This window comes from Pseudomonas sp. MM213 (assembly GCF_020423045.1).
GTDB classification, from domain to species: domain Bacteria; phylum Pseudomonadota; class Gammaproteobacteria; order Pseudomonadales; family Pseudomonadaceae; genus Aquipseudomonas; species Aquipseudomonas migulae.
Genome location: NZ_CP081943.1, coordinates 6467011 through 6491362, shown reverse-complemented (window position 1 = coordinate 6491362; position 24352 = coordinate 6467011). Strand labels below are relative to the sequence as shown.

General features: G+C 58.4%; 22 protein-coding genes. 11 read left to right on the top strand and 11 right to left on the bottom strand.

Annotation, left to right across the window (positions count from 1 at the left end):
- Positions 1–3: 3 nt before the first annotated feature.
- Together sdhD and sdhC are read right to left on the bottom strand one after the other, a co-directional pair.
- The gene (gene sdhD / locus K5R88_RS29580; RefSeq protein ID WP_008032661.1) at positions 4–372 is read right to left on the bottom strand and encodes a succinate dehydrogenase, hydrophobic membrane anchor protein; all 369 of its coding nucleotides are present in this window, start codon (positions 370–372) and stop codon (positions 4–6) included.
- The gene (gene sdhC, locus K5R88_RS29575) at positions 366–740 is read right to left on the bottom strand and encodes a succinate dehydrogenase, cytochrome b556 subunit (protein WP_017127965.1); all 375 of its coding nucleotides are present in this window, start codon (positions 738–740) and stop codon (positions 366–368) included. The genes sdhD and sdhC overlap by 7 nt, the downstream gene beginning before the upstream one ends.
- A gap of 364 nt (positions 741–1104) precedes the next feature.
- Here sdhC and gltA point away from each other — a divergent pair, with 364 nt between their 5' ends.
- Positions 1105–2394, top strand: coding sequence for a citrate synthase (gltA, locus tag K5R88_RS29570; RefSeq protein ID WP_008032658.1), 1290 nt, complete (start codon positions 1105–1107; stop codon positions 2392–2394).
- A 1138-nt stretch (positions 2395–3532) separates the two neighbouring features.
- On the opposite strand, the gene K5R88_RS29565 is transcribed toward gltA, so the two are convergent.
- From K5R88_RS29565 to K5R88_RS29555, 3 genes are all read right to left on the bottom strand, one after another.
- Positions 3533–5191 (bottom strand): cation acetate symporter, encoded by a 1659-nt coding sequence (locus K5R88_RS29565; RefSeq protein ID WP_008026758.1) that lies wholly within the window; start codon positions 5189–5191, stop codon positions 3533–3535.
- Positions 5188–5499, bottom strand: a complete 312-nt coding sequence (locus K5R88_RS29560) for a DUF485 domain-containing protein (protein WP_008026759.1) — start codon at positions 5497–5499, stop codon at positions 5188–5190. The genes K5R88_RS29565 and K5R88_RS29560 overlap by 4 nt, the downstream gene beginning before the upstream one ends.
- A 272-nt stretch (positions 5500–5771) precedes the next feature.
- Entirely contained in the window at positions 5772–6623 is an 852-nt protein-coding gene (locus tag K5R88_RS29555) for a glycine betaine ABC transporter substrate-binding protein (RefSeq protein ID WP_008026760.1), read from the bottom strand.
- A gap of 301 nt (positions 6624–6924) precedes the next feature.
- Here K5R88_RS29555 and K5R88_RS29550 point away from each other — a divergent pair, with 301 nt between their 5' ends.
- A complete protein-coding gene (locus tag K5R88_RS29550) occupies positions 6925–8520 on the top strand; it encodes a glycoside hydrolase family 17 protein (RefSeq protein ID WP_226298837.1) in 1596 nt (531 codons plus the stop codon).
- Between the two features lie 109 nt (positions 8521–8629).
- On the opposite strand, the gene K5R88_RS29545 is transcribed toward K5R88_RS29550, so the two are convergent.
- Positions 8630–8998 (bottom strand): hypothetical protein, encoded by a 369-nt coding sequence (locus K5R88_RS29545; RefSeq protein ID WP_192226095.1) that lies wholly within the window; start codon positions 8996–8998, stop codon positions 8630–8632.
- A gap of 225 nt (positions 8999–9223) precedes the next feature.
- Between K5R88_RS29545 and K5R88_RS29540 the strand changes: the two genes are divergently transcribed.
- Together K5R88_RS29540 and K5R88_RS29535 are read left to right on the top strand one after the other, a co-directional pair.
- The gene (locus K5R88_RS29540; RefSeq protein WP_192226093.1) at positions 9224–10522 is read left to right on the top strand and encodes a serine/threonine protein kinase; all 1299 of its coding nucleotides are present in this window, start codon (positions 9224–9226) and stop codon (positions 10520–10522) included.
- Positions 10515–11303 (top strand): MlaA family lipoprotein, encoded by a 789-nt coding sequence (locus K5R88_RS29535; RefSeq protein WP_008026766.1) that lies wholly within the window; start codon positions 10515–10517, stop codon positions 11301–11303. The genes K5R88_RS29540 and K5R88_RS29535 overlap by 8 nt, the downstream gene beginning before the upstream one ends.
- Before the next feature lie 96 nt (positions 11304–11399).
- On the opposite strand, the gene K5R88_RS29530 is transcribed toward K5R88_RS29535, so the two are convergent.
- From K5R88_RS29530 to K5R88_RS29520, 3 genes are all read right to left on the bottom strand, one after another.
- The gene (locus K5R88_RS29530) at positions 11400–12278 is read right to left on the bottom strand and encodes a hypothetical protein (protein ID WP_226298836.1); all 879 of its coding nucleotides are present in this window, start codon (positions 12276–12278) and stop codon (positions 11400–11402) included.
- A 74-nt stretch (positions 12279–12352) separates the two neighbouring features.
- Entirely contained in the window at positions 12353–13243 is an 891-nt protein-coding gene (locus K5R88_RS29525) for a hypothetical protein (protein WP_223481312.1), read from the bottom strand.
- Positions 13244–13569: 326 nt separating this feature from the next.
- Positions 13570–14484: a DUF808 domain-containing protein gene (locus tag K5R88_RS29520; RefSeq protein WP_226298835.1), complete on the bottom strand. Its 915-nt coding sequence runs from the start codon at positions 14482–14484 to the stop codon at positions 13570–13572.
- A 134-nt stretch (positions 14485–14618) separates the two neighbouring features.
- Between K5R88_RS29520 and K5R88_RS29515 the strand changes: the two genes are divergently transcribed.
- Entirely contained in the window at positions 14619–15227 is a 609-nt protein-coding gene (locus tag K5R88_RS29515) for a TetR/AcrR family transcriptional regulator (protein ID WP_192226089.1), read from the top strand.
- 110 nt (positions 15228–15337) lie between these two features.
- Here K5R88_RS29515 and K5R88_RS29510 read toward each other — a convergent pair whose 3' ends face one another.
- Complete coding sequence (locus K5R88_RS29510; RefSeq protein WP_226298834.1) at positions 15338–15796, bottom strand: REP-associated tyrosine transposase; 459 nt, start codon at positions 15794–15796, stop codon at positions 15338–15340.
- A 197-nt stretch (positions 15797–15993) separates the two neighbouring features.
- Positions 15994–16434, bottom strand: a complete 441-nt coding sequence (locus tag K5R88_RS29505; protein WP_008039877.1) for a GlcG/HbpS family heme-binding protein — start codon at positions 16432–16434, stop codon at positions 15994–15996.
- Between the two features lie 267 nt (positions 16435–16701).
- Here K5R88_RS29505 and gcl point away from each other — a divergent pair, with 267 nt between their 5' ends.
- The 6 genes from gcl (at position 16702) to K5R88_RS29475 (ending at position 24345) form a co-directional block, all read left to right on the top strand.
- Positions 16702–18477 (top strand): glyoxylate carboligase, encoded by a 1776-nt coding sequence (gene gcl / locus K5R88_RS29500; protein ID WP_008026775.1) that lies wholly within the window; start codon positions 16702–16704, stop codon positions 18475–18477.
- Positions 18478–18619: 142 nt separating this feature from the next.
- Positions 18620–19402 carry a hydroxypyruvate isomerase gene (hyi, locus tag K5R88_RS29495; protein ID WP_008026777.1) on the top strand — a complete coding sequence of 261 codons (783 nt, stop codon included), beginning with the start codon at positions 18620–18622 and terminating at the stop codon, positions 19400–19402.
- A gap of 147 nt (positions 19403–19549) precedes the next feature.
- Positions 19550–20443, top strand: coding sequence for a 2-hydroxy-3-oxopropionate reductase (locus K5R88_RS29490; protein ID WP_008039871.1), 894 nt, complete (start codon positions 19550–19552; stop codon positions 20441–20443).
- Positions 20444–20592: 149 nt separating this feature from the next.
- Positions 20593–21873 (top strand): glycerate kinase type-2 family protein, encoded by a 1281-nt coding sequence (locus K5R88_RS29485; RefSeq protein ID WP_226298833.1) that lies wholly within the window; start codon positions 20593–20595, stop codon positions 21871–21873.
- Positions 21863–23278, top strand: a complete 1416-nt coding sequence (gene pyk, locus K5R88_RS29480) for a pyruvate kinase (protein WP_226298832.1) — start codon at positions 21863–21865, stop codon at positions 23276–23278. The genes K5R88_RS29485 and pyk overlap by 11 nt, the downstream gene beginning before the upstream one ends.
- Positions 23279–23430: 152 nt before the next feature.
- On the top strand, positions 23431–24345 hold the full coding sequence (locus tag K5R88_RS29475) for an urea transporter (protein WP_207285357.1): 915 nt from the start codon (positions 23431–23433) through the stop codon (positions 24343–24345).
- Positions 24346–24352 lie beyond the last annotated feature (7 nt).

Below are 24352 nucleotides of genomic sequence, written 5' to 3'. Positions count from 1 at the left end.
GAATCAGATACCCCAAAGAATCTGCACACCCCAGACGAAGTAAGCGAACATCGCAACGCCGCATACTGCCTGGAAGAGGAAACGTACAGTGGTCGCGGACTTGCCGAACGCCATTGGCGTCAGGTAGTCGGTCGCGATGGTCCACATGCCGACCCAGGCGTGAGCGCCGAGGGCAACGAGGGCCAGGAGACTGAAGATACGCATCCAGTTATTGGCGAACAGTTCATGCCATTGGGCGTAGCCGATGCCTGGATTGGCAACGACGTATCCGATCAGGAAGATGAAGTAAGCCGCGAGAACGACCGCAGACACACGTTGCGCCATCCAGTCATAGAGGCCCGAACGCGACAGGTTCGTGACGTTAGTTACCATATCCAAACTCCTGCCAGAACGATTACCACCACGGAAACGGCGATAACGATTTTCGAGCCCAGCTTGCCGCCTTCCAGCGTCTCACCGATGCCCATGTCCATGATCAAATGGCGCACACCGGCTACCAAGTGATACAGCAGAGCGGACAGGATGCCCCAAATCACTAGCTTGGCTAGCGGACTGGTCAGACACGCTTTCACCTGACCGAAGCCTTCCTCGGAGCTCAGCGACTTGTCCAATGCGTAAAGCATGATGGCCAGGCTGACAAAGAGGATGACACCGGAGATACGGTGAAGAATGGACGTGTAAGCAGTGACTGGGAGTTTGATGGTCCTTAGGTCTAGGTTTACAGGTCGTTGGCTTTTCACGGCTTTTTTTTCACACTGAAGAGCCCCTAACAATCAGGGCAAAGTTGTTGGGGAGTGCACTGGTCAGGTAACCACCACCCAGGGATGCGACCCCCAATGAAAGCAAGCCCAAAAGCCCTTGGCGGTCGGTGGCCGAGTATAGACAGTTAGGCTACTAATGACAACGCGTTCACCTTCCCCTAATAGCGCATTGCACAAGTTGGATAAAAGGCGTAAATGGCAGTCAATTTCGAGGAAAAAGTCCGGTTAAAGCCTTCTGGAGCAAGACTTTAGGCAAATTGACATTCGAATTTATCTCACTATAGTGGTGCGGGCCCTGCGTGGGGGGTCTGTCTGATGATTTCAAGCATAAATAGGAGGCCACATGGCTGACAAAAAAGCGCAGTTGATCATCGAGGGCGCAGCCCCCGTCGAGCTGCCCATTTTAACCGGCACCGTTGGTCCCGATGTTATCGATGTTCGGGGCCTGACGGCCACGGGCCGTTTCACCTTTGACCCTGGTTTCATGTCGACCGCTTCCTGCGAGTCGAAGATCACCTATATCGACGGCGACAACGGCATTCTGCTGCACCGCGGCTACCCGATCGAACAGCTGGCTGAAAAGTCGGACTACCTGGAAACCTGCTATCTGCTGCTCAACGGCGAACTGCCGACCGCAGAACAGAAGGCCCAGTTCGTCAGCACCGTCAAGAACCACACCATGGTTCACGAGCAGTTGAAGACCTTCTTCAACGGCTTCCGTCGTGACGCTCACCCGATGGCCGTCATGTGCGGCGTAGTCGGCGCCCTCTCGGCCTTCTACCACGACTCCCTGGACATCAATAACCCGCAGCATCGCGAAATCTCCGCGATCCGCCTGGTTGCCAAGATGCCGACCCTGGCAGCGATGGTTTACAAGTACTCCATGGGCCAACCCATGATGTACCCGCGCAACGACCTGACGTACGCGGAAAACTTCCTGCACATGATGTTCAACACCCCGTGCGAGATCAAACCGATCAGCCCGGTACTCGCCAAGGCCATGGACCGGATTTTCATCCTCCATGCCGACCACGAGCAGAACGCATCGACCTCCACCGTACGCCTGGCCGGCTCTTCGGGTGCCAACCCGTTCGCCTGTATCGCCGCCGGCATCGCTGCACTGTGGGGCCCTGCCCACGGCGGCGCGAACGAGGCTGTCCTGACCATGCTTGACGAAATTGGCGATGTGTCGAACATCGACAAGTTCATCGCCAAGGCCAAGGACAAGAACGATCCGTTCAAGTTGATGGGCTTCGGTCACCGGGTTTACAAAAACCGCGACCCACGCGCCACCGTAATGAAGAAGACCTGCGACGAAGTGCTGAAGGAACTGGGCATCCAGAACGATCCGCAACTCGAACTGGCCATGCGCCTGGAAGAGATCGCCCTGACCGACCCGTACTTCATCGAGCGCTCGCTGTACCCGAACGTCGACTTCTACTCGGGGATCATCCTCAAGGCGATCGGCATTCCAACCAGCATGTTCACCGTGATCTTCGCTCTGGCGCGGACTGTCGGCTGGATCTCCCACTGGAAAGAAATGCTCTCCAGCCCGTACAAGATTGGCCGTCCACGCCAGCTGTACACCGGCTACGAGTCGCGTGATATCACCAAGCTGGAAGACCGCAAGTAAGATCTTTCTTGCGATAGCGTGTTGAGTTGTACCGGGAACGGCCTCTATTTATATAGAGGCCGTTTTTGTTTGTGCGCTTTGGGTTGTGTACATATCCGTTACTGCGGTAATGGCCACTAATGGTTTCGCCCTTACGGCGAGTCACTTGGAAGAGCCCCAAGTAACCAAGGGCTCTTGCCCCTTTCGTTCGGTGGCTCGCTAAGGCTCGCCATGCCCTCGCTCCGGTCCTGCTCCGTGGGCCCGCCGCCATCGGCCATCCATGGCCGGGGGCGGCTAACCCGGCATCCATGCCGGGTTGCCCACTGCGCAGAACCTCCTCTCGGCCTCTCGAGGGGGCGACCACCGCCACAGCCGCCGAGGCGGCCTGAAAGCCGGCCTGGCTCTTTGGATGTCCGCGCTGTCCTTCTTGGCTGCGCTCACTCATTCCGGACCTGTACACCAATCCTCTGTAGGAGCCGGCTTGCTGGCGATAGCGGTGGGTCAGTCGACGCATTTATTGACTGGAAGGGCGCCATCGCCAGCAAGCCGGCTCCTACAAGGGATGGGGTTCACACGGTCAAAATTGTAGGAGCTGGCTTGCCAGCGATGGACGCCAACGATGGCGCGGGTTGCCTGGATGAGCGCGGTGTCCGGGCGTTTTTCGCGAGCAAGCTCGCTCCTACAGAGGGAACTCACTCCGGTCGTTGATTTTGCTGTTGCTTTGGCTTTTGACCTTGACTCCCCCCCCTTCGGAAGGCTGAGTGGAGGCGTTCATCCGGGGATTGGCGCGCAGCACCGTTCGACGAAGTCGAGCTCATCGCATGTAGGTGCCAGCGAAGCCAACCGGAGGGCGATGCCCCCGGATGAATGCCGGAACGAAGGAACGCCGAGCCTTAGCGAGGGGCCGGACGCTCGGGGCGAGCCTTTTTTGCTTACTTTTTTTGGCGTTTGAAAAAAAGTGAGTCGCCGTAAGGGCGAAACCGTCAGCCGCCGTTACCGCAGCAATGGATATGTACATCTGTAAGAAAATGGTCGGCTGTCAGGCCGTCTTCGCGGGCAAGCCTCGCTCCTACAAAAAGCAATGCAGCAAAAGAAATGCCCCGATCTCTCGACCGGGGCATTTCTGTTCAACACAAATTACACAGACAAACTCAAAGCCTTAGTGCGAAACCGCCCCACTCGCCCCCAACCCAGTCTGCGAACGAACAAACTGCGGGAAGAACAGCGCCCGCTCATTATCCGCAGCAGTCGACTTGTCAGTAATCGAGAAGAACCAGATCCCCACAAACGCAATGGCCATGGAGAACAGCGCCGGGTATTCATACGGGAAGACCGCCTTCTCGTGACCCAGGATCTGCACCCAGATGGTTGGCCCCAGCACCATCAAACCAACAGCACTGACCAGACCCAGCCAGCCGCCGATCATCGCACCGCGAGTCGTCAGCTTCTTCCAGTACATCGAAAGCAGCAGCACCGGGAAGTTACAGCTCGCCGCGATGGAGAACGCCAGGCCCACCATGAACGCAATGTTCTGCTTCTCGAACAGAATACCCAGACCGATCGCCAGCACCGCCAGGGCGATGGTGGTGATTTTCGAGACGCGAATCTCGTCCTTCTCGTTGGCCTTGCCTTTCTTGATCACGCTGGCATACAGGTCGTGAGACACCGCCGAAGCACCGGCCAGGGTCAGACCGGCAACCACTGCCAGAATGGTCGCGAACGCTACCGCCGAGATGAAGCCCAGGAAGATACTGCCACCGACCGCGTTGGCCAGGTGCACCGCCGCCATGTTGTTGCCGCCCAACAGCGCGCCAGCCGCATCTTTGAAGGCCGGGTTGGTGCTGACCAGCAGGATCGCGCCGAAGCCGATGATGAAGGTCAGGATATAGAAGTAACCAATGAAGCCGGTTGCATACAGCACGCTCTTGCGGGCTTCTTTTGCGTCACTCACGGTGAAGAAGCGCATCAGGATGTGTGGCAGGCCAGCAGTACCGAACATCAGAGCCAGACCCAGGGAGAACGCGGAGATCGGGTCTTTCACCAGACCGCCCGGGCTCATGATCGCCTCACCTTTAGGGTGAACCTTGATCGCCTCGGAGAACAGTGCGCTGAAGTCGAAGTTGACGTGCTTCATCACCATCAGCGCCATGAACGAGGCACCGGACAGCAACAGCACAGCCTTGATGATTTGCACCCAAGTGGTCGCCAGCATGCCGCCGAACAGCACGTACATGCACATCAGGATACCGACCAGGATCACCGCAACGTGATAGTCGAGGCCGAACAGCAGCTGGATCAGCTTGCCGGCACCAACCATTTGCGCGATCAGGTAGAACGCCACCACCACCAGCGAACCGCAAGCGGACAGCGAACGGATCTGGGTTTGCCCGAGGCGGTAGGACGCCACGTCGGCAAAGGTGTATTTACCCAGGTTACGCAGACGCTCGGCGATCAGGAACAGAATGATCGGCCAGCCCACCAGGAAGCCGATCGAGTAGATCAGGCCGTCGTAGCCGGAGGTGAACACCAGCGCGGAAATACCCAGGAAGGACGCCGCGGACATGTAGTCGCCGGCAATCGCCAGACCGTTCTGGAAACCGGTGATCTTGCCGCCCGCCGCATAGTAGTCGGCCGCCGAGTTGTTTTTCTTGGAGGCCCAGTAAGTGATGTACAACGTTGCGCCGACGAACGCCACGAACATCAGGATCGCGGCCATGTTCAGGGGTTGTTTCTGCACGGCACCGGTCAGGGCGTCAGCCGCCCAGGCGCCAGGTGCGAAAGCTGCGATGCTCAATAGAGCCATTAGACGCCGGATCATTGCTGAGCCTCCTTGAGAATCGCATTGTTCAGGTCGTCGAATTCGCCATTGGCGCGTCGAACGTAGATCCCGGTCAGGATGAAGGCCGAGACAATCAGCCCGACACCGATCGGTATGCCCCAGGTAATCGATGACTCAGGGCTGATTTTCGCGCCCAGAATATGCGGCCCGTAAGCGATCAACAGGATGAATCCGGAGTAGAGACCAAGCATGATCGCCGAAAGAATCCAGGCGAACCTTTCTCGCTTACTAACCAGCTCCTTGAAGCGCGGGCTGTTTTGAATCGAGAGGTAAATGCTGTCGTTCATTGTTTTTATCCTCGCAGCACAGATTATTGTTGGAACGGTATCCACTCTATGCGGCTGCGGGGCAGGTTCCAGACGACCTTAGTATTAGAGCGACATGACAGAATCGCCATTTTCCAGCATGGCGCAACTTCTGTAGGAGCCCGGCTTGCCGGCGATGGCGATTGTGAGGACGCCATCGCCGGCAAGCCTGGCTCCTACACAAAAGCAAAAAAGCCCCTTGGCTGTTATGCCAAGGGGCCTTGAGAAGTGCTGACCAGAAACGTCAGCTCAAATCATTTGGTCCAGTCCGCAACGCGCTCAGGGTGCTTGGCGACCCAATCCTTCGCCGCGGCTTCAGGCTTGGCACCGTCCTGAATCGCCAGCATGACTTCGCCGATTTCGTCTTTCGACGCCCACTGGAAGTTCTTCAGGAACTTGGCCACTTCCGGCGCTTTGGTTGCCAGTTCTTTGCTGCCGATGCTGTTCACGGTTTCAGCCGCGCCATAAACGCCTTTCGGGTCTTCCAGGAAGCGCAGTTTCCACTTGGCGAACATCCAGTGCGGCACCCAACCGGTGACGGCAATGGATTCGTTTTTCTTCTCGGCACGGGTCAGCTCGGCAATCATGCCGGCGCCGGAACTGGCCTTGAGTTGGTAACCGGTCAGGTCGTAGTCCTTGATTGCCTGCTCGGTCTTGAGCATCACACCTGAACCGGCGTCGATGCCGACAATACGTTTTTTGAAGCTGTCGTCGGTTTTCAAGTCATCGAGGGTTTTAGCTTGCACGTACTCCGGCACGATCAAGCCGATTTTTGCATCCTTGAAGTTCGGGCCGTAATCGACGACCTGATCCTTGTTCTTGGTCCAGTATTCGCCGTGAGTCACCGGCAGCCAGGCGGACAGCATGGCGTCGAGTTTGCCTGTGGCCACACCCTGCCACATGATCCCGGTGGCGACGGCTTGCAGCTTCACGTCATAACCCAGTTTCTGCTTGATCACTTCGGCCGCCACGTGGGTGGTCGCGACGCTGTCGGACCAGCCGTCAACGTAACCGATGCTCAGGGTTTTGCTCTCGGCATTGGCCATCGTGGAGCCAATCGCAAGTACCAGTGCGGCACCCGCGCCTAAAAGTCGTCGCATCTTCATCGTTACTTCCCCGAAAGTGCTGCGCTCGACGGATGCCGAGTCGCGTCAACGTATTGTTATGGTGCACTGCGCGCCCATCACGCCTCACCGCAAACTCGTACGATCATCAGCGCGTTTTATTAATGAGAACACTGACGCATCGATAATCAACCTGACGCCAACCTGAACCTGTGCTGTCAGCGACCTCAAGGCATCGAGAAACGACATCAGAACGCCATTAATTACGCGCACCTGAAAGGCCTCGGGCGATCCGCCCGAACTTTGCATGTCAAAATTATGCGGGCCACCAAGCGCGGGACAAATGCGGGTAACATGCGCGGCTTTGCTCCCAGACGGCCTGACCATGCCCGCGACATCACGCTTTCCTTTTTTCGCTTACCTTTTCGCCTGCCTGCTGGGGCTCTTTGCTCTCGGCGGTTTTTGGTACGGCCTCGGCAAACCGGTGATTCTGCCGGACGTGGCCAGCGCGACGCACAAACTGCAATGCGCCTCCTACACCCCGTTCGACAAGGACCAATCGCCGTTCGATCAGCCGTTCAAGTTGCGCCCCGAGCGCATGGACGCCGACCTCGCGCTTTTGGCCACCCGCTTCGAATGCATTCGCACCTATTCCATGACCGGCCTTGAAGCCTTGCCCGACCTGGCGCGCAAACATGGTCTGAAGTTGATGATCGGTGCGTGGGTGAACAGCAACCCGGTGGACACCGAGAAAGAAGTCGACCTGCTGATCGCCTCGGCCAACGCCAACCCGGATGTGGTCACGTCGGTGATCGTCGGCAACGAAGCCCTGTTGCGCAAGGAAGTCACCGGTGCGCAATTGGCCAGGCTGATCAACAAGGTCAAAAGCCAGGTCAAGCAGCCTGTCACTTATGCCGACGTCTGGGAGTTCTGGCTCAAACACCCGGAAATTGCCCCGGCGGTGGACTTCCTGACCATTCACCTGCTGCCGTATTGGGAAGACGATCCGTCGAACATCGACGCCGCGCTGCAACATGTTCGCGAAGTGCGTCAGGTGTTCGGCAACAAATTCGCACCCAAGGACGTGATGATTGGTGAAACCGGCTGGCCAAGCGAAGGCCGCCAGCGCGAAACCGCGCTGCCGAGCCGGGTCAATGAGGCCAAGTTCATTCGCAGCTTTGTGATCATGGCCGAGCAGGAAGGCTGGCACTACAACCTGATCGAGGCGTTCGACCAACCCTGGAAACGCGCCAGCGAAGGGGCCGTTGGTGGTTACTGGGGCCTGTTTGACGCCGACCGTCAGGACAAGGGCGTGCTGGCCGGTCCGGTGTCCAACGTACCGTACTGGTCGCAATGGCTGGCGGTGGGCGGGATGATTTTCCTTGGCACGCTGATCCTTGGCGGTCGTGTACGCAGTACCCGCTCTGCGTTGGTGCTACCGCTGCTCGGCGCTTTGGCGGCCTGTTCGATTGGCGCCTGGGGCGATCTGGCACGCGTCACCACCCGGTTTACCAGTGAATGGTTGTGGGTTGCGTTGCTGACGGCTTTGAACCTGTTGGTACTGGTGCATGCAGCGCTGACACTGAGTGACCGTAGCGGCTGGCGTCTACGGGCCTTCAATGTGCTGGAGCGTCGGGCCGGCTGGTTGCTGGCAGCAGCAGGTTTTGCAGCGGCGGTGATGATGCTCGAACTGGTGTTCGATCCGCGTTATCGCAGCTTTCCGAGCGTAGCTTTCATCCTGCCCGCGCTGGTTTATCTGTGCCGGCCGGTGAGTGTGCCACGTCGTGAAATCGCGCTTCTGACCTTCATCATCGGTGCCGGGATTGCGCCGCAGCTGTATCGCGAAGGTTTGCAGAATCAGCAGGCCTGGGGCTGGGCGCTGATGAGTGTGTTGATGGTGGCGGCGTTGTGGCGCTGTTTGCGGGTTCGCAAGGGCTGATGGCCCCATCGCGAGCAGGCTCGCTCCCACATTTGATCTCCATCGTTCACATAATATGTGTTCACTGAAGATCTACTGTGGGAGCGAGCCTGCTCGCGATGGCGATCTGTCAGGCGCCGCGAGACGCCCGGACCAACCGCAACCCCGCAATCACCACCGCAAACACAGCCATCGTCGTGTTGTACAACGCCAACGCCGGAAACCCGAACACCAACGCCAACACCGCCAACCACCACCCTGCCCGCCCCGGCAACACGAAGCCGATCACGGCGGCGGCCACTGCCGCCCAACCCAACACCTGGAAATGAATCATCAGGCCCAGGTTCGAACGGACCAGGCATTCCCAGCGGCTCGCCTCGTCCGCGCAGAGGCCGACCCATTGCGCATCCTCCATGAAGCCATACCGCGCGCCATAACTGGCGGCCAGCCATAAAGGCAGCAAAACAAGCAGCAGAATTACCGGTAAACGGCGGGACATGAAGCACTCCAATCAGCGAAAAACGGCGGCCAGCTTAATCCCCCGGCAGCCTGACGCAAGCCTTAACAACAGTTAACTGGGCACTCAATCACTGCAAAGTGTATCGTCCAGCTACTATTACTCTGAAATTTGGCCTGATTGGTGTCGATACATGGCACTTTGGCGCAACCCCCGTGGTCATAGCCTGCGAACTTCATTCGGCACCTTTCTATAAGGGATCCAGTCATGCTCCGTTCCTTGCGCTTCGCCGCCCTGTTTAGCGGCCTTATCTTGAGTGCGTCCGCACTGGCGGTCGATATCGACGCCGCCAGTTATGGCTATCCCTTGACCAACCCGTTCGAGGCGACCATCGCCACGACGCCACCGGACCTGCGTCCGGAGTTGCCGCTTGACGATGACATCGACCAGGAAACCCGCACCGTCACGTTGCGCCCGGAGCGTGAGTTCGAACTGCCGGACAACTTCTGGCCGGTGAAGAAGCTGACCTACCGCATCGCCACCCAGGATAAAGCCGCCCCGTTGATCTTCCTGATCGCCGGCACCGGTGCGCGCTATGACAGCAGCCTTAACGAATACCTGAAAAAGCTCTACTACAAGGCGGGTTACCACGTGGTGCAACTGTCGTCGCCCACCAGCTTCGACTTCATGAGCGCCGCTTCACGCTTTGCCACACCCGGCATCACCAAGGATGACGCCGAAGACATGTACCGGGTGATGCAGGCCGTGCGGGCACAAAACCCGAAAGTGGCCGTCACCGATTACTACCTGACCGGCTACAGCCTGGGGGCGCTGGATGCGGCATTTGTCGCGCATCTGGATGAAACCCGCCGCAGTTTCAATTTCAAGAAAGTCTTGCTGCTCAACCCACCGGTCAACCTCTACACCTCGATCACCAACCTGGACAGACTCGTCCAGACCGAGGTCAAGGGCATCAACAACACCACCACGTTCTATGAACTGGTGCTGGACAAACTGACCCGATACTTCCAGCAAAAAGGCTACATCGACCTCAACGACGCCCTGCTCTACGACTTCCAGCAGTCCAAGCAGCACCTGACCAACGAACAGATGGCCATGCTGATCGGCACGTCGTTCCGCTTCTCGGCGGCCGACATCGCTTTCACCTCGGACCTGATCAACCGTCGCGGCCTGATCACTCCGCCGAAAACGCCCATCACCGAAGGCACCAGCCTCACGCCATACCTCAAGCGTGCGCTGCAGTGCGACTTCGACTGCTACATCACCGAACAAGTGATCCCGATGTGGCGCGCGCGCACTGACGGCGGCAGCCTGCTGCAACTGATCGACCAGGTCAGCCTGTATGCCCTGAAGGATTACCTGCACGACAGCCCGAAAATCGCGGTCATGCACAATGCCGACGACGTGATCCTCGGCCCGGGTGACCTCGGTTTCCTGCGCAAGACCTTCGGCGACCGCTTGACGGTTTATCCACTGGGCGGCCACTGCGGCAACCTTAACTATCGCGTCAACAGCGACGCCATGCTGGAGTTCTTCCGTGGCTAAATACCTCCTGCTTATCGCAGCGTTACTCTGTGCAGGCGTCGCCAATGCCGACAACAGCAAAGCCAACGCCCCGGTGGTCGTCGACAGTGACGGCTTCAAGGAGCCACTGAGCAAACTCAAGTTCAACCCGGGCCTGGATCAGCGCGAATTCGAACGCTCCTCCCTCAACGCCCTGAACGTGTACGACCCGCTGGAAGAGTGGAACCGCCGGGTGTATCACTTCAACTACCGCTTCGACCAATGGGTGTTCCTGCCGGTGGTCGACGGGTATCGCTACATCACGCCAAGCTTCCTGCGCACCGGGGTCAGCAACTTCTTCAACAACCTCGGCGACGTACCGAACCTGCTCAACAGCCTGTTGCAGTTCAAGGGCCAGCGTTCGATGGAAACCACTGCGCGCCTGCTGCTCAACACCACCATCGGCATCGCCGGCCTCTGGGACCCGGCCACCGCCATGGGCCTGCCGCGCCAGAGCGAAGACTTCGGCCAGACGCTCGGTTTCTACGGCGTACCGGGCGGCGCCTACTTCGTGCTGCCGATCCTCGGCCCGTCCAACATCCGCGACACCGGCGGCCTGGCCGTGGACTTCACCGCCGAGTCGGCGATCAACTTCCTGAACGTCTCCGAAGTCAGTTCCAACCACCCTGAAGTGTGGGCCCTGCGCAGCATCGACAAGCGCCACCAGACCAGCTTCCGCTACGGCCAACTGAACTCGCCGTTCGAATACGAAAAGGTGCGTTACGTGTACACCGAGTCGCGCAAGTTGCAGATCGCCGAGTAATTCATCGGCAACAAAAAAGGCCATTCGGTGCAGATCGAATGGCCAGTTTTTTTACCCGTTTTCGTCGACCACTTTAAATTCTACATTGAGGCAGCCTTATGCCGCCCACCGATCAACCCTGAACACCCTGACGAACATTTCATTAGTAACATAAACTCGAGAACCATCCAGGGTAACTGCTACATTACGAACCCCTCCACCGATAAAAACTCGATCGACTACTTTAAAACCAGCCGTATCAATCACACACATTTCAGCGCCTTCATTGACAAGAGCAAATGCATAGACGCCATTGGGCGTCAAAGCAATATCAACAATATCCCCACCGATAGGAATGAAAGCCACAATACGCTCGCCAGCCAAGTCTAATACTTGCACACCTTTGAGCTGCGTATTACTTATATAAGCAAGAGCTCGACCTGGATAAAAAGCCATCAGACTGGCGCCTTCAGCAATGGCAACCGACTTCACCGTCCATTGTGACAAGTTAACAATAACGAACGAACGGTCAGTTACAGCGTAAATTTCATGCCTGGCAGCACTGACAGCCAAACTGTCTCGAATACCATTTACCGCAAGACTCCTTACTATCCTACCACCTGAAAGATCAACTTCATACAGGGTATTTAAAGCCGTCATGTATGGACGAGGACCGTTCTTGGTGAGCAAGACCCCACTCGGAGCAGGGGCATATATTCTTTGGAATGAGGACAATACATGAGTATTAACTTCTCTTGTCTGTCCAGTCTCGAGATTCAAATAAGCGAATAAACCATCCTGACTGAAAACGCCGTAAAGTGCGCGAGATGGACAACGTTCGGTACGTATAATTCGCCCAGTAACAGTATCGATTACCGAAAACTCTGGCGCACCATAATTGAACACAAACGCATATTCCCCATAGGGATGGAAAATAACTTTACCAGCACCGACAAGGCTGATTTCGCCTTCAAATCCAGATTTAACAGACAACATAAGCCACCTCGCCATCTAAAATGATAGTGAACGCTTAAGTACAGCGTTAATAATTTGATATCCCTTATTCCCGATCAACGCGTTGCCACTACCGCCTTGACAAAATCCCCGGTACACACATAAACACGAGCGCCATCAGGCGTTACATCAACTCCCATCGGGTTTCCGCCCACATTGATTTCCTCAACCAATTTCGGGTCACCCACGACATCAATCCCATAGAGCAATGGCTCATTATCGGTAGTAACATACAAATATTCCCCCGTAGGACACAGCACGCAGCTTTTCGCGTCGCCCTTAATAGGCATCGAGGCAACGACCTGCTCTGCAACTATATCGATCGTCTGTACTGTACCTCCCTGATAGGTCCCTGCAACATAGGCTCGACGGCCATCCAGACTAAGAGACATGCAACCAGTGCCGGCCCCAATGGAAATAGACTTGATTGCCCAATCCGCCACAGAGGCAATCAAAAACTTTCCGCCCACCAGAATGTAAAGATACAAACCATCCGGGCTAACAGCCAAACTATCAACGACACCACCAACAGGAGTAACTTCCGTCGCACCAAGACTTAATGAATCGAGAACCACAACCTCCTCACCCTTCGCAACGTAGAGGTGAGCCCCATCTGCAGCAACCGCGATTGCACGCATTGGTTCATCGAAATAAACCAGCCTTCCTCCAGCCCAGCCAGCGACAGTAAACGACGAGACCCCACTTTTTTCCTTGGTAATACAATAGCCACGCTTACCATCCCGACTAAACACGCATTTAATAATACGCATCGTCCCTGATGGCAAAAATTTCACGACTTTTCCGGTATCTGTTTCAATCAGGAAACTGTAGTTTCTGCTCGGAACGCTCACGAAAGCATGACGACCATCCGGGCTTATCGCCACCGCTACGGCTGGATGACTGGAGATAATTTCTCCTTGAAACCTACTAACGACAGTATTACTCATCACGTGATCTCCTAATCCAATAACACTTGGGACGTTGTACTCGTGTTGAATATTATTGAATCAATTCCCCACAACGCTTCCTACTGTCAGAAATAACAGTTCTGACAGACGGCTCATGCTTTTCTTTCAAAGTTCATGGGGTCAGCTAAATTTAGCGGTCGCTAGTTTTTGCTTAGTTTGATGTAGCTAGTCGAACCGCGCAGCGGTCGCGCAAGCGTTCCAGGCTCATCGCCGCCACTCTCAGCCGCGGCTGCTAGTGCCAAATACGGGCGGACAAAAAAAGGCCATTTGATTCGCATCAAATGGCCTTTTTTACTTCTAACCAATCAGCTTCGGGCTGATCGCCACATCCTGCCGAGCACCATGACGCAGGCCAACACCGCCGCCCCCGCGACAATCCCCGCCACGGCATTCAGCAACATCGGCACGATAAATCCGACGCCGCCCGCGCTCGCACTCACGCCTTCGATCCAGTGATGAATCACCGGCACGCCGTGGGTCAGGATCCCGCCGCCGACCAGGAACATCGCCGCCGTACCAATCACCGACAGGCTTTTCATCATGTACGGCGCCGCCCGCAGGATGCCGTTGCCAATACGCTTGGCCAGCTGCCCCGGCTTCTGGGTCAGCCACAGGCCAAGATCGTCTAGCTTGACGATGCCCGCCACCAGCCCGTAGACGCCGATGGTCATGACGATGGCAATGCCCGACAGCACGATGACTTGCTGGGTCAGCGACGCATCGGCCACGGTGCCGAGGGTGATGGCGATGATTTCCGCCGAAAGAATGAAGTCGGTACGGATGGCGCCCTTGATCTTGTCCTTTTCGAACGCCACCAGATCGACCGTCGGATTCGCCACCGCTTCGACAAGCTCGGCATGCTCGGCCTGGTCTTCAGCCTTGCTGTGCAGGAATTTGTGCGCGAGTTTTTCGAAACCTTCGAAACACAGGTAGGCGCCGCCGACCATCAGCAACGGCGTAACCAGCCACGGAATGAATGCACTAATCGCCAGCGCTGACGGCACCAGAATCAGTTTGTTGAGAAACGAGCCCTTCGCCACGGCCCAAACGACCGGGATTTCCCGTTCGGCACGTACGCCGCTGACCTGCTGGGCATTGAGCGCCAGATCGTCGCCGAGCACGCCGGCGGTTTTCTTGGCGGCCATTTTGGTCATCAACGCCACATCGTCGAGTACCGCGGCAATGTCGTCGATCAGCAACAGTAAACTGCTTCCTGCCATGAATCAGGTGTCCTTCTGGAATGAATGCTGCGCAGCATAGCGCGGCCGAGCGCCACACGGGGCATTCTTGAGCGCCGCGCGAGGCCGGTGCTACCATGCGCAACCGCCAGAACAGGCAAGGAACCACCTGGTTTATGAGCACTATCCGCGAGCGCAACAAAGAACTGATCCTGCGTGCCGCCAGTGAAGAATTTGCCGACAAGGGCTTCGCTGCGACCAAAACCAGTGACATCGCAGCCAAGGCGGGATTGCCCAAGCCCAACGTCTATTACTACTTCAAATCCAAGGAAAACCTCTACCGCGAGGTTCTGGAAAGCATCATCGAGCCGATTCTGCAGGCCTCGACGCCGTTCAACGCCGATGGCGTGCCCAGCGAAGTGCTGAGCGGCTACATTCGCTCGAAAATCCGCATCTCCCGCGACTTGCCCTTCGCCTCCAAGGTGTTCGCCAGCGAAATCATGCACGGCGCCCCGCACCTGAGCGCTGACCTGGTCGAACAACTGAACAGCCAGGCGAAACACAACATCGACTGCATCCAGACCTGGATCGACCGCGGGCAGATCGCCCCCATCGACCCCAACCACCTGATGTTCAGCATCTGGGCCGCGACCCAGACCTATGCCGACTTTGACTGGCAGATCACTGCCATCACCGGCAAGGCGAAGCTGGATGAAGAGGATTATGAAGCGGCGGCGCAGACGATTATCCGGTTGGTGCTCAAGGGGTGTGAGCCGGATCATTAAGATTGCGGTGACTTTATCGCTAGCAGGCTAGCTCCCACAGGGGATTTGTGAACGTCATAGCGCCAGTGTGGGAGCTAGCCTGCTAGCGATGAAGACGACTCGGTTTCAGCTCAAAGCCAAATGGCATCCCACAGAGAATAGTCGCCAAGCTTTTCCACCAGTCCAGCCCGCAACGGGTTGGCCACGACATACCGCGCCACCTTTACCAAATCCTCTTCCCGCCGCAGAGCCCGGTCGTGAAAGCCTTTCTGCCAGAGGGTGATCTTGCGGCCAGTGAACTGATTCACCGCCTTGGTGCTCAGTGATTTAGTCTCTTGCATCAGGTCACCCAACGATCCCTGCTGTAACTCGACCAGCCAATGGAAATGATCGGGCATGATGACCCAGGCCAATGAATTAACGCAGCCTTGGTCGTGCGCGGCGCGAAACTGTGCGACGACCAATCTGCCCAAGATGAAATTCTTGAAAACAGGTTTTCTGGCGAGTGTATTGGTGGTCAACAGATAGATGCGGTTTGGCTCGGCATAGCGGCCGATGCGTAAACGGTTTGAAGCGGGTAAATCAGGCATTCCTTTGCCCCTTGCATGATTAATTCATGAAGAAGGCTAGTCCTGATATTACCCAAGGGTGGGGCAGACATTTAGATGGATGTGTCTGACGGTTTGTCATCGCCAGCAGGCTGGCTCCCACAGTTGATCTCTGACACTCAGATGTTCCCTGTGGGAGCCAGCCTGTTGGCGATAGCGGTGGATCAGTCACCCATGATTCAAGCTGCCACCCCCGCATCCGCCTTCAACCCCAACGCCTCGATCGCATTGATCGCACACTGCTCATCAACATCCGACAAATCCCCGCTGATGCCCACAGCTCCCAGCACATTCCCGTCCTGATCCCGAATCAACACACCGCCCGGTGCCGGCACCACGCTGCCCTGCCCCAGGCTGTTCAACGCCGCGATAAACGCCGGGCGTTGCTGGGCGTCCAGCGCCAGCAGGCGTGAGCCTTTGCCCAGCGCAATGGCGCCCCAGGCTTTGCCGATGGCGATTTGTGGCCGAAGCAGGCTGGCGCCGTCTTCGCGTTGCAGGGAAACCAGGTGTCCGCCGGCATCCAGCACGGCGATGGTCAAAGGGGCCGCGTTGATTGCACGCGCGGCGGAGATGGCCTGACTGGTCAGGTTGACTGCCACTTTCAAGGTTAAAGCGCTCATGGTGCCGTCCTCATTTTGTTATAGGGAAAGCGGAAGGACTGCGCGCTTGCACCGCAGTCCGATGCAACAAATAGAACACAATGAGTTATTTTTTTGTATACAATAATTATCGAAAAGCGCCACATGCGACGAAAAGCCACAGCAGAACAGGCTTCCGACGAATGAAACAGTCGCTTGAGAAAATGGATTGACCTGCGCCGTCCGCCGTGAATACACTCTGCGCAAAGCCACTTGTATACAATTACAAAACGTAAGAGGCACAAAACCATGAGCAAAATGAGAGCAATCGAAGCCGCCGTTCTGGTGATGCGCCGCGAAGGGGTTGATACCGCTTTTGGCATCCCCGGTGCCGCCATCAACCCGTTGTACTCCGCCCTGCAAAAGGTCGGCGGCATCGATCACGTCCTCGCTCGACACGTTGAAGGCGCGTCGCACATGGCCGAGGGCTACACCCGCACCAAGGCCGGCAACATCGGCGTGTGCATCGGCACTTCCGGCCCGGCCGGTACTGACATGGTCACCGGGCTCTACAGCGCCTCGGCCGACTCGATCCCGATTCTGTGCATCACCGGGCAAGCACCCCGCGCCCGTATGCACAAGGAAGACTTCCAGGCTGTCGACATCACCACCATCGTCAAGCCAGTGACCAAGTGGGCGACCACGGTCATGGAACCGGGCCAGGTGCCGTATGCGTTCCAGAAAGCCTTCTACGAAATGCGCTCCGGCCGTCCAGGCCCAGTGCTGATCGACCTGCCGTTCGACGTGCAGATGGCCGAAATCGAATTCGACATCGACGCCTACGAACCGCTGCCACTGGCCAAGCCAACCGCTAACCGCGTGCAAATCGAGAAGGCCCTGGCCATGCTCGATCAGGCCGAGCGTCCATTGCTGGTCGCCGGTGGCGGCATCATCAATGCCGACGCCAGCGAGTTGCTGGTGGAATTCGCCGAGCTGACCGGCATTCCGGTCATCCCTACCCTGATGGGCTGGGGCACGATCCCGGACGATCACCCGTTGATGGTCGGCATGGTGGGTTTGCAGACTTCGCACCGTTACGGCAACGCCACCCTGCTGAAGTCCGACGTGGTACTGGGCGTCGGTAACCGTTGGGCCAACCGCCACACCGGCTCGATCGACGTGTACACCGAAGGCCGCAAGTTCATTCACGTTGACATCGAGCCGACGCAAATCGGCCGCGTGTTCAACCCGGACCTGGGCATCGTCTCCGACGCCGCTGCCGCGCTGACCGTGTTCATCGAAGTCGCTCGCGAATGGCAAGCCGCCGGCAAGCTGAAAAACCGCAGCGCCTGGCTGCAAGACTGCCAGCAGCGCAAAGCCAGCCTGCAACGCAAGACGCACTTCGACAACGTGCCGGTCAAACCGCAGCGCGTTTACGAAGAGATGAACCAGGTGTTCGGCAAAGACACCTGCTACGTCAGCACCATCGGTCTGTCGCAGATTGCCGGCGCGCAGTTCCTGCACGTCTACAAGCCGCGTCACTGGATCAACTGCGGTCAGGCCGGCCCGCTGGGTTGGACCATTCCCGCTGCACTGGGCGTGGTCAAGGCCGATCCGAACCGCAAGGTTGTGGCGCTGTCGGGCGACTATGACTTCCAGTTCATGATCGAAGAATTGGCGGTGGGCGCGCAGTTCAAGCTGCCGTACATCCACGTTGTGGTAAACAATTCGTACCTGGGGCTGATTCGTCAGGCCCAGCGCGGTTTCGACATGGACTACTGCGTGCAGCTGTCCTTCGATAACCTGAACGCTCCGGAACTCAACGGTTACGGTGTCGACCACGTCGCGGTTGCCGAAGGCCTCGGTTGCAAGGCGCTGCGTGTGTTCGAACCGGCTCAGATCCAGCCTGCACTGCGCAGGGCCCAGGAGCTGATCGAAGAGTTCAAGGTGCCGGTGATCGTCGAGATTATTCTGGAGCGCGTGACCAACATTTCCATGGGCACCGAGATCAACGCCGTCAACGAATTCGAAGACCTGGCGCTGGTCGGCAACGATGCGCCGACCGCGATTTCGCTGCTCGATTAACAGCTGACCGCCTCCCCCCTGTAGGAGCGAGGCTTGCCCGCGAAGGCGTCGTGCCATTCAACATTGATGCCGACTGACACAACGTCTTCGCGGGCAAGCCTCGCTCCTACAGAGGGAGCTCACACATTTACGGGAGACCACCATGCCGCGTTTCGCAGCCAACCTGTCCATGCTGTTCACCGAACAGGACTTTCTCGCCCGTTTCGAAGCGGCCGCCAAGGCCGGCTTCAGTGGTGTCGAATACCTGTTCCCTTACGATTTCAGCTCCGCCGAGATCAAGGCCAAGCTCGACGCCAACGGTCTGACCCAGGTGTTGTTCAACCTGCCGGCCGGTGACTGGGCCAAGGGCGAACGCGGTATCGCGTGCCTGCCGGACCGGGTTGAAGAATTCCGCGCCGGGGTCGATCTGGCGATCGCCTACGCGCAAGTGCTGGGCAACACCCAGGTCAACTGCCTGGCCGGTATTCGTCCACAAGGCGTCGACGATGCCACCGTGGAAAAAACCTTTGTCGCCAACCTCAAGTACGCGGCCGACAAGCTGCAAGCGGCGGGCATCAAACTGGTGATGGAAGCGATCAACACCCGCGACATCCCAGGGTTCTACCTGAACAACACGGCGCAAGCCCTGTCGATTCGCGAACAGGTCGGCAGCGCCAATCTGTTCCTGCAATACGACATCTATCACATGCAAATCATGGAAGGCGACCTGGCCCGCACCCTGCAATCGCACCTCGGTGAAATCAATCACGTGCAATTGGCGGACAACCCGGGGCGCAACGAACCGGGCACCGGTGAAATCAACTACCGCTTCCTGTTCGAACACCTGGACCGGATTGGTTATCAGGGTTGGGTCGGTTGCGAATACAAGCCGCTGACCACCACCGAAGCGGGCCTGGGCTGGCTGAAAACCCATAACGCGATCTGATCGAAAACCGCGTCATCGTTCTTCGCGGGCAAGCCTCGCTCCTACGAACAACCCTACCCCTGTAGGAGCGAGGCTTGCCCGCGAAGGCGCCCTCGCTGACACCCACGAATTTTGCGAACAGAGCAATAAAAACAAGAGGAATTTCTCATGGCTAAAATCGGATTTATCGGCACCGGCATCATGGGCCACCCAATGGCGTTGAACCTGCAGAAAGCCGGTCACAGCCTGTTCCTGTCGGCGCATCACGACGCCGCGCCTGCCGACCTGATCGCCGGTGGCGCTGTCGCCCTGGCGAACCCGAAAGAAGTCGCGCAAGAAGCTGAATTCATCATCGTCATGGTGCCGGATACCCCGCAGGTCGATGACGTGCTGTTCCGTGCCGACGGTATTGCGGCCGGTGTCGGCAAAGGCAAAGTCGTCATCGACATGAGTTCGATCTCGCCCACCGCCACCAAAGCCTTCGCGGCCAAGATCAACGAAAAAGGCGCGCAGTACCTCGACGCGCCGGTGTCCGGCGGTGAAGTCGGTGCCAAGGCTGCGACCCTGAGTATCATGGTCGGCGGCGATGCCGATGCCTTCGAACGCGCCTTGCCGCTGTTCCAGGCGATGGGCAAGAACATCACCCTGGTGGGCGGTAACGGCGACGGTCAAACCGCGAAAGTGGCGAACCAGATCATCGTCGCGCTGAACATTCAGGCCGTGGCCGAAGCCCTGCTGTTCGCTTCGAAAAACGGTGCCGATCCAGCCAAGGTACGTGAAGCGCTGATGGGCGGTTTCGCTTCGTCGAAAATCCTCGAAGTGCATGGCGAACGCATGATCAAGGGCACCTTCGACCCAGGCTTCCGCATCAGCCTGCACCAGAAGGACCTGAACCTGGCCCTGCAAGGCGCCAAAGAGCTGAACATCAACCTGCCAAACACCGCCAACACCCAGCAAGTGTTCAGCACCTGCGCGGCCATCGGTGGCAGCAACTGGGACCACTCGGCGCTGATCAAAGGCCTGGAGCACATGGCGAATTTCTCGATTCGCGATAAGAACTAAGTCTCTGTCTGACCCTGTGGGAGCTAGCCTGCTAGCGATGAAATCGACGCGGTGTGTCTGGTAGACCTCAGCGCCTGAATCGCTAGCAGGCTAGCTCCCACAAGGGGCCGAGTTGCCCTTCAAATAACAAGAAAATCCGGGAGCCCGCCATGTCGGTCGATCCGCAACAATTCCTGCGTGAGCTGTTTGCCACAGCCATTGACGCGGCCCATCCGCAGCAAGTCCTCGAAGCTCATTTGCCCACTGACCGCAGCGGTCGCGTGATCGTCATCGGCGCCGGCAAAGCCGCCGCCGCCATGGCCCAAGTGGTCGAGCGCTGCTGGCAGGGTGAAGTGTCCGGCCTGGTGGTGACGCGTTACGGTCACGGCGCCCCGTGCGAAAAAATCGAAGTCGTCGAAGCCGCTCACCCGGTGCCGGACGCCGCTGGCCTGGCCGTCGCCAAGCGTGTGCTGGATCTGGTCAGCAACCTGAGCGAAGTCGACCGCGTCATCTTTCTGCTCTCCGGTGGCGGTTCTGCGTTGCTCGCCCTTCCGGCACAAGGGATTACGCTCGCCGACAAGCAATCGATCAACAAAGCCCTGCTCAAATCCGGCGCGACCATCGGCGAGATGAACTGCGTGCGCAAGCACCTCTCGGCGATCAAGGGCGGCCGTCTCGGCAAAGCCTGCTGGCCCGCCACTGTTTATACCTATGCGATTTCCGATGTACCGGGCGACCTCGCCACGGTCATCGCTTCCGGCCCCACCGTGGCCGACCCGAGCACCTCCGCCGAAGCGCTGGCAATCCTCAAGCGCTACGACATTGAAGTCCCGGCGTCGGTGCGCAACTGGCTGCAGAGCCCGGAATCGGAGACGGTCAAACCCGGCGACCCGAGCCTGGCGCGCAGTCATTTCCAATTGATCGCCCGCCCGCAACAGTCGCTTGAAGCCGCTGCTGTGAAAGCCCGTCAGGCCGGTTTCAGTCCGCTGATCCTCGGCGACCTGGAAGGCGAATCCCGCGAAGTGGCCAAGGTTCACGCCGGCATCGCGCGGCAAGTGGTCCTGCATGGCCAGCCATTGGCGGCGCCGTGCGTGATCCTTTCGGGCGGTGAAACCACGGTCACCGTGCGCGGCAATGGTCGCGGCGGACGCAACGCCGAATTCCTCCTGAGCCTGACCGACAGCCTCAAAGGCTTGCCCGGCGTCTACGCGCTGGCCGGCGACACCGATGGCATCGACGGCTCCGAAGACAATGCCGGGGCGATCATGACCCCGGACAGCTACGCCCGCGCGGCCGCCCTCGGTTTGAGCGCCAGTGATGAACTCGACAACAACAATGGCTACGGCTATTTCGCGGCGCTCGACGCGTTGATCGTCACCGAGCCGACCCGCACCAACGTCAACGACTTCCGCGCCATCCTGATTCTCGAGAGCACAAAAAATGACGCCTGATAAAAAGGTCAAAATCCTCGCCACCCTCGGCCCGGCCACCGACGGGATCGAATCCATCCGCGAGTTGGTGCAGGCCGGGGTCAACATCTTCCGCCTGAACTTCAGCCACGGCGATCACGCCGACCACGCTCAACGCTATCAATGGATTCGTGAAGTCGAGCGCCAACTGAATTATCCGCTCGGGATCCTGATGGACCTGCAAGGCCCGAAACTGCGGGTCGGCAAGTTCGCCGAAGGCAAGGTGCAGTTGCATCGCGGCCAGGCCCTGCGCCTGGACCTGGACCCGACGCCGGGCGATCAACGCCGGGTCAACCTGCCGCACCCGGAAATCATCGCCGCGCTGGAGCCGGGCATGGACTTGCTGCTCGACGACGGCAAACTGCGACTGCGCGTGGTCACCAAATACGCTGATGCGATCGACACCACGGTGCTCAATGGCGGCGAACTCTCGGACCGCAAAGGCGTGAACGTGCCGCAAGCGGTGCTGGAGTTGAGCCCGCTGACGGCCAAGGATCGTCGCGATTTGAGTTTCGGTCTGGAGTTGGGCGTGGATTGGGTCGCGCTGTCGTTCGTGCAGCGCCCGGAAGACATTCGCGAGGCGCGTGAACTGATCGGCGACAAAGCGTTTTTGATGGCCAAGATCGAGAAGCCATCGGCGGTCACGCAACTGCGGGAAATCGCCGAATTGAGCGACGCGATCATGGTTGCCCGTGGCGACCTCGGCGTCGAAGTGCCCGCCGAAAGCGTGCCGCAGATTCAGAAGAACATCATCAGCATCTGCCGCCAACTCGGTAAACCAGTGGTGGTGGCGACGCAGATGCTGGAATCGATGCGCTTCTCCCCGGCCCCGACCCGCGCCGAAGTCACCGATGTGGCCAACGCCGTGGCCGAAGGTGCCGATGCGGTGATGCTGTCGGCAGAAACCGCGTCCGGCGAATACCCGATAGAAGCTGTGCAGATGATGAGCAAGATCATCCGCCAGGTGGAAAACGGTCCGGACTATCAGACGCAACTGGACGTCAGCCGGCCGAAAGCCGAGGCGACCGTTTCCGATGCGATCAGCTGTGCGATTCGTCGCATCAGTAACGTGTTGCCGGTGGCGGTGCTGGTGAACTACAGCGAGTCCGGCACGTCGAGTCTGCGAGCGGCGCGGGAACGGCCGACGGTGCCGATTCTGAACCTGACGCCGAACCTGCAGACCGCTCGCCGCTTGACGGTGGCGTGGGGGGTGCACTCGGTGGTCAATGATCGTCTGCGCCAGGTGGATGAGGTGTGTTCGACAGCGCTGGAGATTGCGCAGGCGCAGGGCATGGCGCAGCGCGGGGACACGTTATTGATCACGGCGGGTGTGCCGTTTGGGCAGCCTGGGTCGACTAACTCTTTGCGTATCGAGACGTTGATCTAGAGCGCCCATACCGGCCTCATCGCCAGCAGGCTGGCTCCCACATTGGTTTTGTGTCGATAACGAAATCAAGACTGAACGCAGATTCAGTGTGGGAGCCAGCCTGCTGGCGATGCTGGCGACTCGGTTTCACTGAAACACCCACAGACTTCATCATGCCTGCCAACCACTTCAACACCCACTGCCCCGATTGGGCGACTGCCCTGCTCAACGGCTTCAGCCAGATTTTCCTCCAGCGCCATCCGCTGTTTGGTCTGTTGTGCCTGCTCGCCATTCTATTCACCGCACCGGCCCTGCTCGGCGGTGCGTTGCTGGGCGGTGTCGCCGGTTTGCTCACCGCGCAACGTCGCCACTACGCCAAGGCCGATCGTCAGGCCGGGCTGTTCAGTTACAACGGTGTCCTGCTCGGTTTGCTGCTGAGCCTGTATTTCCCCTGGTCCGCGCTGTTGCCGCCGCTGATCATTGCTGCGGGTGGATTGAGCGCGATGCTCACTCAGCAGTGGCTCAAACGCATCCGGGTCAGCCAATACCTGCCGGCCTATACGGCGCCCTTCGTGGGATTGGGCTGGTTGCTGCTGTGCTTCGCCACCCCCTCGACCGAAGCCCATTTGATCGAAGTCAGTGCGTTGAACATGCTCCTCGCCCCCCTGAAAGGCCTCGGCCAGGTGATGTTCCTCGGTCATCCGCTGGCCGGTGCGATGATTGCCGTGGGTTTGCTGATCGCTGATCGCCGCGCATTCTGCTGGGCGATGCTGGCGTCTGCCGCGGGCATGGGCTGGAGCCTGCTGCATCAAGACTTCTATAGCGCATTGATCGGCCTCGGTGGCTATAACGCCGTACTCGCCGCCCTCGCCCTCAGCTCGCTGCGCCAGCAACCGTGGCTGCCGCTCATCGGCATCGCAGCGGCGCTGTTGCTGACGCCGGTGTTTGCCGCCATCGGCCTGCCAACGCTGACCGCGCCGTTTATCCTCGCCTGCTGGCTGATCCGCACGGTTATGCAAATGTTCGGCAAAACCACCGTCGCCGGTACGCCTTGCACTCTGGAGGAGAATCACCCTAGGCTGCGCTGATTCTCGA

Excerpts from the sequence above, each read along its gene's own strand:
- sdhD (WP_008032661.1), bottom strand. The coding sequence starts at position 372 with ATGGTAACTAACGTCACGAACCTGTCGCGTTCGGGCCTCTATGACTGG.
- gltA (WP_008032658.1), top strand. The coding sequence starts at position 1,105 with ATGGCTGACAAAAAAGCGCAGTTGATCATCGAGGGCGCAGCCCCCGTC.
- K5R88_RS29565 (WP_008026758.1), bottom strand. The coding sequence starts at position 5,191 with ATGATCCGGCGTCTAATGGCTCTATTGAGCATCGCAGCTTTCGCACCT.
- K5R88_RS29560 (WP_008026759.1), bottom strand. The coding sequence starts at position 5,499 with ATGAACGACAGCATTTACCTCTCGATTCAAAACAGCCCGCGCTTCAAG.
- K5R88_RS29555 (WP_008026760.1), bottom strand. The coding sequence starts at position 6,623 with ATGAAGATGCGACGACTTTTAGGCGCGGGTGCCGCACTGGTACTTGCG.
- K5R88_RS29550 (WP_226298837.1), top strand. The coding sequence starts at position 6,925 with ATGCGGGTAACATGCGCGGCTTTGCTCCCAGACGGCCTGACCATGCCC.
- K5R88_RS29545 (WP_192226095.1), bottom strand. The coding sequence starts at position 8,998 with ATGTCCCGCCGTTTACCGGTAATTCTGCTGCTTGTTTTGCTGCCTTTA.
- K5R88_RS29540 (WP_192226093.1), top strand. The coding sequence starts at position 9,224 with ATGCTCCGTTCCTTGCGCTTCGCCGCCCTGTTTAGCGGCCTTATCTTG.
- K5R88_RS29530 (WP_226298836.1), bottom strand. The coding sequence starts at position 12,278 with ATGTTGTCTGTTAAATCTGGATTTGAAGGCGAAATCAGCCTTGTCGGT.
- K5R88_RS29525 (WP_223481312.1), bottom strand. The coding sequence starts at position 13,243 with ATGAGTAATACTGTCGTTAGTAGGTTTCAAGGAGAAATTATCTCCAGT.
- K5R88_RS29520 (WP_226298835.1), bottom strand. The coding sequence starts at position 14,484 with ATGGCAGGAAGCAGTTTACTGTTGCTGATCGACGACATTGCCGCGGTA.
- K5R88_RS29515 (WP_192226089.1), top strand. The coding sequence starts at position 14,619 with ATGAGCACTATCCGCGAGCGCAACAAAGAACTGATCCTGCGTGCCGCC.
- K5R88_RS29510 (WP_226298834.1), bottom strand. The coding sequence starts at position 15,796 with ATGCCTGATTTACCCGCTTCAAACCGTTTACGCATCGGCCGCTATGCC.
- K5R88_RS29505 (WP_008039877.1), bottom strand. The coding sequence starts at position 16,434 with ATGAGCGCTTTAACCTTGAAAGTGGCAGTCAACCTGACCAGTCAGGCC.
- gcl (WP_008026775.1), top strand. The coding sequence starts at position 16,702 with ATGAGCAAAATGAGAGCAATCGAAGCCGCCGTTCTGGTGATGCGCCGC.
- hyi (WP_008026777.1), top strand. The coding sequence starts at position 18,620 with ATGCCGCGTTTCGCAGCCAACCTGTCCATGCTGTTCACCGAACAGGAC.
- K5R88_RS29490 (WP_008039871.1), top strand. The coding sequence starts at position 19,550 with ATGGCTAAAATCGGATTTATCGGCACCGGCATCATGGGCCACCCAATG.
- K5R88_RS29485 (WP_226298833.1), top strand. The coding sequence starts at position 20,593 with ATGTCGGTCGATCCGCAACAATTCCTGCGTGAGCTGTTTGCCACAGCC.
- pyk (WP_226298832.1), top strand. The coding sequence starts at position 21,863 with ATGACGCCTGATAAAAAGGTCAAAATCCTCGCCACCCTCGGCCCGGCC.
- K5R88_RS29475 (WP_207285357.1), top strand. The coding sequence starts at position 23,431 with ATGCCTGCCAACCACTTCAACACCCACTGCCCCGATTGGGCGACTGCC.